Here is an 11778-nt window from a genome sequence, read left to right on the forward strand (position 1 = left end):
ACGGGCGGTCACCTGCCTCTCACTGCGTGAACTCGAGATGCCGCTGGATTTCCTTCGCCTGCTCAGCGCTGGACTGCTTCGCCCCGTACAGGTTGATCGTGTAGTGCTTGGTGACCTGCTGGGCCGGGGCCGCCGAGGCGCTGGAGCTGAACCGGGCCGCCGGGCTTGCGGCGTAACCTGAGGCTGGCTTGAGCCGGCCGGCGTTCAACTGGTCGAGTAGTCCGACGCCGTACTGGCGCACACTGGCAGCTCGGATGACGTACTCGCCGTTGCTGATCCGGGCGAGGATGCTGTCCGAGGTGCCCGACCCGGGGCCACGGACGGCGCCGCCGGTCGGGTACCCGCGGATCGCGCCGCCGCTGGCGTACCCGACGAGGCCGCCGTCGCGGCGTGCCTGAATCAAGTCCGGAATGCCGTTGGCGTCCTGGTCAGAGGCGGTTGCCCGCAGGTAGACGCCGACACCGATCGTCCGGCCCTGAATCGAGTTGATCCGGGCCTGGATGGTCTCGACCGCCGCACTGGGCGGCCCCGTCGGGATGTACACGGTGACGTGCCCGTCAGGGAGCCGCTTCACGGAGAAGCCCAGATCCTTCAGGTTCTGTTCGGCCTGGGCAGTGAGAGCGGCAATGGTGATCTCTTTGCCGTTGGTCCTGCGGATCTCGCCCTGGACGTTCTGCAGGTCCGCGACCGCTTGAGCTGTCTGGGCCTTGATGTCCGTGACGACCTGGGCTGGCACGCGGGCGTAGGCGCCGATCAGCTCCTCGACCGCGGACGTGGAAAACCCGAGCTGGAGCATGTGTCGCTTCAGAACAGCAATGTCCTGCTCGAGGACGGCGTTGCCTTCCTGCACCGAGCCCTTTTGCTCGCTGACTGCCTGAGCGTGCGCCATGGCGGCCTGCGCCGCGTCCAGGAATGCACTCTTGACCTTGCGGCCGTTCTCCGAGGTGATGTCGAGAGAGTGGCCGGCCTCCTTCACCGTCTCCGACATCTCCTGGAGACTCGACCGGAAGGCGATCTCCTTCTCGGCCGAGCTGATCGCGACTCCGTTCAAGGCCCCCAAGGCGTCCTTCAGCTTTTCGGCCTCGGTGCGGGTGTCCTTGATCTGGTCGGCCGTCATTCCCGTCGCGTCGGCCAGTTCCTTCTGTGACCCGGCGGCCAGCTTGGACTGCGTGGAATTCGCGGCCAGGGCACTGTCGTACCGAGGGAGCAGGGTCATGAGCTTCTCGGCAGAGGTTCCGTGCTTCTCTGCCTCGGCCGCCAGCCGCCGGAAGTTCGCGGCGGCTTCTTCCGTCGAGCCGCCGGATACGAGGCCAGCGAGGGCCTCGTCGAGTCCCTTGATCTTCTCCCGTGCGGCCTCGAGGCTCGGACCGGCATCTGCGTTCGGGTCGAAGGTCGAGAAGAAGTCCTCGATTCTGTCGAGAGCGCCAGGGTGGGCAATGCGCGCGACGGCTTCGCCGACCTTGTCGAGATCCTTACCGAAGACGCGGGCCATCTCACCCGAGACCCTGCCCTGCTGGGCAAAGTCGACCAGGGACTCGGCCAGCTTGTTGATCTCGGGCGGTGCCTCACGGAATCGGTCGGTGAGCTTGCTGATTCCCACAGAGATCGCACCGAGCGTGCCCAGAATGACGGCCAGGCCGCCCAGGCCAAGCATGGCCCCCCGCACCCGCGCTGCTGTCACTCCGAGGGCGACCAGCTCGGTTCGGACCGCCATGATGCGCGGCAGCATCAGCAGCAGGCTCGTGCCCACGAAGCCGACGATCCCCACGAAGCCGGTAAGCATGGTGACACTGGACTGGACCGCCGGCGACAGCCCGTTGTACCAGTTCACGGCGTCCCGCAGAGCCTGGGCCATCTCGCGAAGGACCTTATTCGCGGACGACCCCGACCCGATAAGGGCCACCTCGAGAGCTCCCTTGAGGCGCTGGAGGTCACCGGAGAGGTTGTCGGTCATGGTGCTTGCGACGCGGGTGGCGTAACCGCTGTCGTCGACCGCCTTGACCCACTCGTTGACACCCTTGCTGCCGGCCTCGTACAGGATCGTTGCCGCACGCACGGCGTCCGAACCGAAGATCGTCGCCATGGCCGCGTTGCGGGCCTCGGGTGTGAGCTTGGAGAAGCTGGTCTTCATGTTGTCGGCCAATGCCGAGAGACCGATGAAGTTTCCCTGGGCGTCGTAGGCGGAGAAGCCGACCGCTTCCATGGTGTTCGCGGCTTCCTTCGACTGCGGGACCAGCCGCTGCAGCATCACCTTCAGCGAAGTACCGGCGTCGGAGCCGACCAGCGCGTTCTGCGCGAAAAGCGACAGCGTGCCGACAGTTTCCTCGAGGGAGAGCCCCGTCTGCGACGACAGCAGGGCGGCCTGCCGGAAAGCGAGGCCCATCGCGTGGACGTTCGTGGCGCTCTTGCCGGCGCCCGCCGAGATGACGTCCGCGATGTGCGGGACGTCCCGGCCGGCTAGCTTGAAGGCGTTCATGGCCTGCGCGGCAATGACGGCAGACTCGCCGAGGTCGAGCTGACCGGAGGCGGCCAAGTCCAGTGAACCTCGGAGGGCGCCACCGACGATGTCAGCGGTGGCGATACCGGCGCGGGCCAGCTCAGCCTCAGCCTTCGCTGCCTGTGTAGCCGAGTAGACGGTCGCCTGCGCGGACTCCAGGGCAGCGGCAGACAGCGCCTTCATTTCGTCCGCGGATCCACCCGTGACGGCTCGGACTTCTGCCATCGCCTTGTCGAAGCGGGCGGCGGCAACAGTGGCCGCCGCAAATGCTGCCACCAGGCCCAGGGAGGCGATGCGGGCCGCCTTCAGGGTCTTCTCTGACGTGTTGGCGACGTTGAGCATGGCCTGGCCGACCGTGACGGCAGCGAAACGCATGCCGCCGCCGATGGCTGTGGCTGCCGCGCTCCAGGCCGAGGCCAGTCGCCCTGCATCGGCTGCCGCTGCAGCGCGGGCTGCGGCAGACACCCGGGTAACGGCCCCGCCGGCCCCGGTGAACTGCCGGACGGTGTCCGCTGCCGCGTCCGCGGCAGCGGTTCCGATGCGACGCACCTCTCCTGCAGCGCGCAGTGCTGCCGGCGACACCGTGCCCATAGATGCGGAGAGCGAGTTGACCGCCGCAGCTCCGCCCGAGCCCAGGCGAGACAGCTGTGTGGCGGTTGCGGCTGTCGACTGGTTGACGGCGCCCATGGTCGTGGCGAGCTGACCCAGCGATGCGGACATCCGGTTCACGGATGCGGCCCCGCTGGTCCCCACGCGTGTGAGCTGGGAGTTCGTAAGCCCGGAAGCGCGGTTCACCGAGCTGATGCTGGCCGCCGCCCGAGCGGCGCTTGACCCCACGCCGTTCATGGCCGCCGCGCCCTGGGCACCCAGGCGCTGCATCTGCGCCTGGGTGACACCCGCGGTGCGGTTCAGGCTGGACGCCGCTGCCGCTCCCTGCGCTGCGGCGGCACGCGCCATGCCCTGAAGGGCGGCGGACGAGTTGGTCGTGGCCGCCTGCATCGACGTCTGGATCTGTCGAGCCGCGGCCTGAGATGCTCGCGCCGCCTGCTGGGTGGCGCTGATGAAGGGGGTGGCCGAGCCTGTCAGCACGACCCGCACAGTGCGATCAGCCACCTGCTACCCCCGTCTCGTGATACTGACGTGCAGCCCCTCGGGAGCGCCGTTGCCCTTCTGGAATGCGGCCGACTCGCGCGCTCCTGCCGCGCAGGCGTGGCAACGCAGGAAGGCGACGTCGTACTGGTACTCGGCCTCAGGGGCGGACGCCTCTGACCATGGGTGGCCGCAGTCGGGGCAGGAGTCCCGCTCGACCTCCGCCAACGCCAGAGCCCAGGCCCGGTCTTCGTCGAGCCATAGTGGCTCACCAGGGGCCACTGCCCGCCCCATGAACACCGAACGCGGCACACCCCAAGCGCGAGCAGTCTCTACTTCTCGCCTGTGAGGGAGTCCAGGATCCCGGAGGCGGTCAACGAGAAAGGGATCCCAGTGGCCTCCGTGTTGACGTCGAAAGCGCCCTGCCACAGCGCGTCACGCTGGGCGTGATTGAGGACGTCGAACAGCTCCTTGACCTGGTCCACACTCATCACCGGGTCGACCGCGCACGCGGCGATCAGGGCCGGCGCGAACGTCTCGGGGTCGAAGGCCTGTCCCTTCTCCTTCGGCGGGTGGGCCGCGATCAGGTCCGACCAGGCCCTGTCGCCGAGGGCCTCGAAGCGGAACTCCGTCTCGGACTCACGGACCGCCTTGCGGGCCGCCGCGACCCTCTCGGCGAGCTTCTTCCTCGGGTCCGTCTCGGCGAGACTGCCCGGCGCCCAGGCGTCCCCGAGGCCCGAGAGCTCCTTCTCAAGGCGTTCCAGCTCGGCGAGCTTGTCGCCGGCCAGGCACAGGAAGACGGCCTTCTGGCGGCGCTTGGCCCTCTTGAGGATCTCGGAGATGTCGGGCATCAGGCCACCGTCGCCGCGGTCTGCGGGGAGGAGGTCACCATCATCGGCGAGGCGAACTTCATGACCTCATTCGCGGCCGGGCTGGAGTTCTGCGGCTCGCCGCAGGTGATCGGGTACACCTCGCACTTCTGGCCCGACGCCCACGCGGTGGCGTAGTCGATGCCGCGGCGCACGACGAGGTAGCCGCTGACGCCGTACTTGAGGGTGGTGTACGGCAGGTCTTCGCCGGCGGTCGTGCCGCGCTTGAAGGTGACCTCGACGTCGAAGCCGATGCGGCCGACGGTCTTGGTGTCGAAGGTCGAGGCGAGGGAGCTGGTGTCGACGTCCGCGGTGCTCGGGTCCAGCTTGAGGCCGTCGGGCGTGATGCGGGTGGTGAAGTCGCTGCCGGCGTTCAGCTCGGTCGTGGTCGGCGCGGCAAGGTTGGCGATGCTCGACGCCCAGACCACCTTGGTCTTGCCGTCGCTGATCAGGTCAGACATGGCGGGCCCTCCTCAGGGCATGAAAAAGGCCCCGGTCGGGCGGGGCGTCGTGGCGGGGTGGGGGCCGTCAGATGACGATGTTGGCGACGGTGACTCCGGTGGTGCTCGAGTAGGTGATCGAGGCGCTGACGCCGTCCGCGGTCGAGGCGAAGAGCTCTGCGGGAAGAGGGCCGATCATCTTGTCGCCGGTGGTGGCCGGCACGGTCACGACGAGGTCGGCTGCCAGCTGGCCGCGGAGCCGCCCAGTCGCTGTGATCGTGACCGTCATGGACGAGCCGTTGGTGTTCTTCACGTGCAGGAAACTGCGCTCCCCGCAGGTGACGGTCGTGCTGGCGGCGGCTGCCGAGTAGGTGGGCGTCAGGCCGGTCATAGCGACGACCTGCTGCGCGAGAAGCGCCATGATCACTCCTAAGAGGTGGACTGAAGCCGGTACTGCACCGGCAGGTAGTACAGCGGCGGAGACACGTCGTCGTCGCGCTGGATCGGCGGCCCGCCCAATTCCTCGGGACGCCATGCGGTCCGGCCTGCCACGGCGAGGGGCGCGTGGAGCGCAGCGCGGACGCGCTGACCGCCCCAACGCACCTTCTCGGCGGTGGGTCCGACCACGGTCACTTGGAAAGAGAGATCGAAGTCCGTGCGCTGGTCGGCTAGGGACTCGCCGATTGAGCGACCGGGGTCGAAGAAGACCGCAGCGTAGATCCCTGTTGCCGGGATCGAGGGCGCAGGAGGGGCTCCGCCATCCCCCACGGCCAGGCCCGCCGCGACCAAGGCCGCCATGACCGCATCTACGTGTGGCTTGATGTCGGGGGCCGCCACTACAGGGTCCCCAGCCGCTGGGAGATTTCAGCGACGTGCAGCACGAACTGCGGCTCTTCGGCCAGAAGCGCGCGGCCGCCGTCGTTGTGAGGCGGGTTCTTGGACGACCCGTACTCCAGCAGGTTGCCCAGAGGTCCCTGCAACCGCCCCTTGTCGGGACCGATCTCAGCCGTGGCGCCTCCCGGGATCGGGGTGACGTCGTAGCTGATCGAATTGGGGTAGTGGCGGGCGTGGCGGCCAGCGGACGCCCGGGCGTTGTCCCGCCAGCCATTCTTGATGTTCAGCGCGCCGCGGGTGACCACGGCCGCCATCTGCTCCTGCGCTGCGGCGACGTTTGCCTGCAGCGCCGTGGCGAGCTGCACGAGCTCGCGGACATCCGCCGTCATGAGCGATCCTCCGCAGTGATCCGCCACGCCGTGGCGGTGGAGCCGTACCGGACGCCAGTCACCCAGAGCCTCAGGCCGGCCATCCGCGCCTCCGGCGAGGAGTCGACACGGACCTGCGACCCGACCGGCGGCCTTGTACCGGATGTGGACCACGGCAGGGACACGAGGTAGCCGTGGAGGCTGACGTTCGTCTCGCCCGCGTCGACCTCCCGGCCGCTCGCCTCCCTGTCCGGTTTCACTCGCGCCGGCCCCGAATAGAGCGTGACCATCGGTGCTGTGGTCTCCGTGCCGGTGTCCCAGTCGAAGTCAGGCTCGGAGGGGGCCAGGATGGTGACCGTCTCGCGCATGAGCTCTAGGGCGGCCGCGCGACCTGCGGTGAGCGCCGCCTCGAGGTCGCCGCTCACCGCAGTCCCACCGTTCCGATGCGGCGGCGATACCCTCCGAGCATCGCCTTGTGGGCCTCCGAGAGGGTGCCGGCCCCGAGGGTCTCTGAGGCGAAGACCCGGCGGTAATCGTCGATGGCGACTTCTCGGAGCCCGCCAGGGTTGGTGACCGTCATGGCGGCCAAGTCCAGACACACCGCCCGTACCTCGTCCGGTATCTCATCCCAGCCGTGGGTGTAGGTGACCTCCACCAATCCCGGATCCGGGTAGGTGGTGGTGCCGGGCAGGTGGGTCCATCCGCCGGTGCGCAGCAGGCGGTCACCGGACCGGACCCAGTCAGACAGGACCAGCGAGTTCACGCGCACTTGCGAGACCGAAACGACCGGCCGCTGCGGTAGTACGAGCTCGCAACGATCGATCGCCCTGAGTGTCACCACATCGTCCGTGACGCGGCTGATGGTCTGCCGGGTCCAGGCCCGGATCACCGCAGAAGCCGAGGCGAGCGCAAGGTCCGCGGTGGTCGCATCCAGATCCGGTTGCTGTATCGCTGCGGCAAGCTCGGCCGCCGTAGCGAATGCGGTGAGTGCCACGGCGACCGCCTCTCTTCGTCAGCGGGCGCGCGCGTCGTCGTCCAGCTGCTGCCGAATCTTTCGGGCGTGCTCCGGGTCCGTTTCAGGCGTGGGCTTGCCTGCCAGCACTCCGGCCACGGTGTAGTGCTCGTTCGGGGTGCTGTCGACTTCCACGCCCAGAAAGCCCCGGTCCTCGGCCTTTTCCATGGCCTTCTGGACGTCGGCCGCCGCCGCGTCTGAAGGCGCCGCGGGCTTTTCGTTTCGGGTAGCCATGACGGTTCCCTTCCTCAGTTGCGGGAGACGGTGATGCGGATCATTCCGCCGGGGTCGGCGATGCCCGTGCCGACGTGGATGCTGCGCCACTGCAGGGTGTCGCCGGCGGCGAGGACCAGGTTCGCGGCCGTGCCGGACAGGGTGATCGCCTTGTCGTCGTTCGCCGCGGCGTTCACCCCGTTGGTCAGCGCCAGCGACGCGACCGTGGTCGTTCCGGACCCGGCCTGGCCCTTGTTGACCAGGGACACGGTGCGGGAGTTGGTGTCAGCGCCGGTGATGGCGCTTTCCGGGATGTAGACGACGCTGGTCACGGTGCAGTCGAAGGGCGCCTGACCGACGACACTGTCGTCGTCATTGCCGGCCGTCGAGACGGCGGGGACGTCCGCCTCGATGACCCGCACGTAGGGGGCGGTGTCAGCCATGATGTGTCCTCTCCTTGCTTGGCGGGTTGGTTACGGCAGGTCGATGCGGGCGACCGGGTAGCGGGACGCTTCGGTCGGCTGCTCGTTGTTGATCGTGTTGGCGACCTGCCAGCCGACCCGGAAGGTGAGGCGGATGGCCGTCATGTCCTGCTGCGCGAGGTTGTAGACGATCGCGCCCGTGTTGTCCTGGATGACCGCCTGGTCGAGGACCTTCATGGTGATGTCCTGGCGGACACCCACCACGAACTGCGAGAAGTCTCCGGCGAACAGGGTCGGCGAGCCCGAGCTGGTGCCGAAGAGCCCGCGCATCGGGTAGATGATCGGGAGGCCGTCGATGGAAGTCAGGTTGCCGGCGACGCGTGACTCGTCGAGCTTGCGGCCCTGGCTGTCGCGTGACTTGCGCAGGCGGGACTTCACCGAGGTGGCACCGACGAAACCGGAGACCTCGTAGCCATCCAGCTCGACCTTCTCGTAGGCGTTGTCCAGGTCGCCGAAGAAGGCGCCCGCGGTCGCTGCGGACGAGGCGGTCACGGCGTTGCCTGCCGCAGTTGCCGCGGCAGCGATGTTGGTCGGCCACGACGACGGGGCGTTGGTGCCGAAGAAGACCGCCGCGTCGAGGGTGCGGTAGAACGCCTCCACGAGGAGCGGCATCGCCGTGTCCCAGATGTCTGCGTCGACGTCGGCGACGACGTTGTCGGGGACCGGCATGATCGTTGCGATCTCTTCGACGTTGAGGTACTTGTTCGTCCAGTTGACCTCGGTGGTCTGCTTCAGCCCCGTGTCGCCGGTGACGAAATAGGCGGTCGGCAGCGCCGAGAGGATCGGGATGCGGACCTGCGCCCGCCCGACCGGGATCCTCCGGAAGAGGTTCAGGACGGCGGACTCTTCCGTCGCCTTCCCGAGCATCTCGTTGTAGACCTCCTCGGGGATGAGCGCCGAGGCGTCCGTCCGGGAGGTCAGGTTGTTGTAGGCCATGGTCCGGCCTCCGTTCTTGGGTAAGCCGGCCGGACCGTGCCGCGCCGGAGCTTGATCAGCCCAGACCCGCCTTCTGACGGATCAGGTCATTCATGGAGGGAGGCTTGTCCGCAGTCCGCCGAGCGCCTCCGTCGAAGGACGGGGGTGCCGCCTCCTTGGCGAGATGCGGCTTGCGCTTGAGAAGGTCGGCGAGCGCCTTCTCGACCGCCTTGGTGTCGACGTCGCCGTCGTCGTCCACGAACTCGCTGGGGTCGAGGAACGCCGCCGCGTCGGAGGGATCTGCGAACGTGGCCGCGGCGAGCGCCCGCACCTCCGCTCGGACGGTGCGCTGGACCATTGCGGCGGCGCGCTTCTCGGCTGCCTCGGCCCGCTCCGAGGCCCGCTGGACCTCTGTCTTGTCGCGGTCTTCGAGGGCCTGCAGACGCTTCGCTTGCTCTCGGCTCGCCTTCTCGGCTTCCTTCGCTCGCTGCTTCCACAGGTCGAGGGCCTTCTCGCCAGCCGGCCCGAGCGGAGCGTCCGCTTCGGCCTCGGGCTCGCCGACAGGGGCGATCTGCGCGCCGCTCTCGGACGCGGACAGCTCTGCTGAGGTTTCGGACATAGTGATGTCTCCCGTTGCGGGATCGATGACCAGCGGCCTTGCGCCGAGGTCAGGTCATGTAGCCGAAGCGGTGCAGCATGGCGATGGCCTCGCTGCGGCTGCCGGCCAGTCGGTAGATCTCCTCCGGCCGTAGCCGGGGGCTCATGAGGCGGAACCCTTGCCCCGAGCGGGGCACGAGCCCGCGCTGGATGGCGCGCTGGCGCTCCTGGCGGAACCAGGCGCCGCGGCGGGTGGCCGAGTCTCTCGTGGCGGCTACTCGCCGCCCATAGGCGTCGGCCGTGTACATGCCTCGGCGTGCGTTCACGACCCTGTCGATGCTTGCCCCGTCGCGGATGGCTTGAGCGCCCGCCTTCGTGAAGAGGCGCTCCTGCTCCGCTGTCGACAGCCCGTTGAAGTAGCCCCGGACGTCAGTCACGCCGGGATGGAAGCCCCGTTTGATCAACTTGGCGGGGACGTGGATGCAGTCGCACTTGGGATGCCGTTGGAACCCGGTGTTCCAGCCGTACTCTTTGCCGGCCAGGATCAAGCAGCGCGCACAGGCGGGCGGGTTCACCACGCGGATGTACCCGTTGATCGTGCGGTTCCCGGCAATGGAGGCGCCCGTCGCGGTACGACCGGCGTCGGCAACTTCGGTCGCCACGGCCTTCAGGAGCTTCTCCAGGCCGCCGATCATCGCTTCGATGTCGGAGACGTCCGCTTCCTCCGCAAGCCAGCGCGCCTCGAGCACCGACTCGTAGAAGAGGGACTTGAGGGGTCGTCCGTCTGCCGCGGTGCCAGCAAAGCGGGCCGCCGCCACCTTTCCGGACGGGTCGGAGTCCAGGCCGTCGGCCGCGAGGACCGCAGCAACGTAGGAATCGGCATGGGAGGCTGCTTCTGTCTGTCCCGCGGTGACGGCTGTGAGCAGACCGGGCGCGACGATGGCCTGCCAGGTGCTTTCCACGTCCGCCAAGCGCAGCCGCCGCCACATCGCTTGCGCGCGTTCGGCCGTCCGGCGCACGATCCGCTGCTGACGCTCGTACTGGGCGGCCGCTACCTCCATGGCCCCCTGGGATCCGGTCATGCCTCAACCGGGGCGGGGAGCGAGTCAACCGGCGGCTTGGGGCCGTACTCCGCAGCCAAATCGCCGGCCATAGCCCGCTGCAACGACTCCTCGTTGAGGCGCCGCCACCGCTCGATCTCCTGCGGCGTAGCCCCCCAGCGTTCCCAGAGCACCTCGCGGGGCACGCCGAGCGTGCTCATCTTCACCAGAGCGTCGACCAGCTCGCCCTCGGTCCGCCACTCGGGAGACTTCCAGACGATGCGGGCCTGCGACGACGCGATCCCCGCCAGCCGCATCGTCCGCTCTAGCCCCTCCTCGAGGAAGCGTCGACGCTGGTAGATCTTGTGGATCAGACCGGCCTCGGCCGCTTTCAGGGCCTCGGCGGACAGGTTGACCATGGAGCCAAGGAGGTAGTGCGGTGGGGTCGAGGTGATGGCCGCGATGTCATGGACATCAGCCTCTTTACCCTTGAGGTAGCCCGTCAGGTCCGCGGCGGCGAACTGGCCGAACTTGGCGCCGTTCTCCTCCGCGATCAGGATCTTGTTAACGGCCACGTCGAAGGGCTCGATGTCCTGGCCATTCTCGTCCTGCGGGATCTCCATCCCAGTGACCCACTTCTGCGGGAATGCCGCGAACTCCTGGGTCATCATGCGGTCGGCGATGGTCTTGTTGATCCGATCCTGGATGCCCGTCACGGAGCGCAGCTCGGAGGCGCCCGGCTTCAGCATTCGCGGCCGGTTCGACAGCTCACCGAACGGCACTTGGCCGAGGACGTTCTCGCCACCCCACTTCTCACCGGCGACCTCGCGGCGAACCCAGACCGGCTTGCCACCTGCCTTCGGCTCCGGAGCGTCGAATTTGTAGACGTTGCCCGGCAGGTAGACCGTGCAGCACAGGCGTCCCGTCCAGTCATCGATCCACAACTTCAGGGCGGCGGCTAGATCGCCAGGCGATCCGGGCACCGATTCCGTGATGACCTGGGTCGGGTGCTCTGGAGTGATCCGGTAGGTGTCCCCCTTGGGGGACACCATCAGGTACGACGTGCCCCTGATCGCGGCTTCCAAGAACCCAAGTTGGCTACCGCCATCGAGGTTGTTGTCCTGCCACAGCGCCCATGCCTGGTCGTCGGCATCGCCCTCGGCATCCGATTGGAAGCCGGCCACCTCCAGGCGACCCACGAGGGCGTCAACTACAAGCTCCATGTAGTTCGCCCGCGACATCCTGAGCAGCCGGCGGAACGGATCCCGCGCCTTCTCGTGCAGGAACGGAAGCGGGTGCTCGCACTCGTAGTAGGCGTCGAAAACGTTCGTCTCCGCCGTCCGCTTGCACAGGGCGGCGTACAGGCGGTCACGCCACCACTCGGGCGACTGGACGGCAGGGGGCTGCAGCATCGGGCCCCCT

The 11778-nt window shown here is 68.2% G+C and carries 14 protein-coding genes; all 14 read right to left on the bottom strand.

The annotated features are described in order from the left end of the window. Positions 1-19: 19 nt before the first annotated feature. The 14 genes from AB0953_RS16440 to AB0953_RS16505 all read right to left on the bottom strand — a co-directional run bounded on the left by AB0953_RS16440 (position 20) and on the right by AB0953_RS16505 (position 11768). Entirely contained in the window at positions 20-3610 is a 3591-nt protein-coding gene (locus tag AB0953_RS16440; RefSeq protein ID WP_366860136.1) for a phage tail tape measure protein, read from the bottom strand. A gap of 308 nt (positions 3611-3918) precedes the next feature. Beyond that, positions 3919-4437, bottom strand: coding sequence for a hypothetical protein (locus tag AB0953_RS16445; protein WP_366860137.1), 519 nt, complete (start codon positions 4435-4437; stop codon positions 3919-3921). After that, the gene (locus AB0953_RS16450) at positions 4437-4916 is read right to left on the bottom strand and encodes a hypothetical protein (RefSeq protein ID WP_366860138.1); all 480 of its coding nucleotides are present in this window, start codon (positions 4914-4916) and stop codon (positions 4437-4439) included. Before AB0953_RS16450 ends, AB0953_RS16445 begins: the two co-directional genes overlap by 1 nt. Before the next feature lie 67 nt (positions 4917-4983). Further along, positions 4984-5316: a hypothetical protein gene (locus tag AB0953_RS16455; RefSeq protein ID WP_366860139.1), complete on the bottom strand. Its 333-nt coding sequence runs from the start codon at positions 5314-5316 to the stop codon at positions 4984-4986. 8 nt (positions 5317-5324) lie between these two features. Beyond that, entirely contained in the window at positions 5325-5693 is a 369-nt protein-coding gene (locus tag AB0953_RS16460) for a hypothetical protein (RefSeq protein ID WP_366860140.1), read from the bottom strand. Between the two features lie 38 nt (positions 5694-5731). Next, positions 5732-6118 (bottom strand): hypothetical protein, encoded by a 387-nt coding sequence (locus AB0953_RS16465; protein WP_366860141.1) that lies wholly within the window; start codon positions 6116-6118, stop codon positions 5732-5734. Beyond that, on the bottom strand, positions 6115-6522 hold the full coding sequence (locus AB0953_RS16470; protein ID WP_366860142.1) for a DUF6093 family protein: 408 nt from the start codon (positions 6520-6522) through the stop codon (positions 6115-6117). The genes AB0953_RS16465 and AB0953_RS16470 overlap by 4 nt, the downstream gene beginning before the upstream one ends. After that, positions 6519-7091, bottom strand: a complete 573-nt coding sequence (locus AB0953_RS16475) for a hypothetical protein (protein WP_366860143.1) — start codon at positions 7089-7091, stop codon at positions 6519-6521. Before AB0953_RS16475 ends, AB0953_RS16470 begins: the two co-directional genes overlap by 4 nt. 18 nt (positions 7092-7109) lie before the next feature. Next, positions 7110-7343: a hypothetical protein gene (locus tag AB0953_RS16480; RefSeq protein WP_366860144.1), complete on the bottom strand. Its 234-nt coding sequence runs from the start codon at positions 7341-7343 to the stop codon at positions 7110-7112. Positions 7344-7357: 14 nt separating this feature from the next. Next, positions 7358-7765 carry a hypothetical protein gene (locus tag AB0953_RS16485; protein WP_366860145.1) on the bottom strand — a complete coding sequence of 136 codons (408 nt, stop codon included), beginning with the start codon at positions 7763-7765 and terminating at the stop codon, positions 7358-7360. A 30-nt stretch (positions 7766-7795) separates the two neighbouring features. After that, complete coding sequence (locus tag AB0953_RS16490; protein WP_366860146.1) at positions 7796-8740, bottom strand: phage major capsid protein; 945 nt, start codon at positions 8738-8740, stop codon at positions 7796-7798. A 55-nt stretch (positions 8741-8795) separates the two neighbouring features. Next, a complete protein-coding gene (locus AB0953_RS16495) occupies positions 8796-9338 on the bottom strand; it encodes a hypothetical protein (protein ID WP_366860147.1) in 543 nt (180 codons plus the stop codon). Between the two features lie 49 nt (positions 9339-9387). After that, complete coding sequence (locus AB0953_RS16500; RefSeq protein ID WP_366860148.1) at positions 9388-10398, bottom strand: hypothetical protein; 1011 nt, start codon at positions 10396-10398, stop codon at positions 9388-9390. Then, the gene (locus tag AB0953_RS16505; RefSeq protein WP_366860149.1) at positions 10395-11768 is read right to left on the bottom strand and encodes a phage portal protein; all 1374 of its coding nucleotides are present in this window, start codon (positions 11766-11768) and stop codon (positions 10395-10397) included. The genes AB0953_RS16500 and AB0953_RS16505 overlap by 4 nt, the downstream gene beginning before the upstream one ends. Between the last annotated feature and the right edge of the window lie 10 nt (positions 11769-11778).

Source organism: Streptomyces sp. NPDC046866 (assembly GCF_040704625.1).
Lineage (GTDB): Bacteria > Actinomycetota > Actinomycetes > Streptomycetales > Streptomycetaceae > Streptomyces.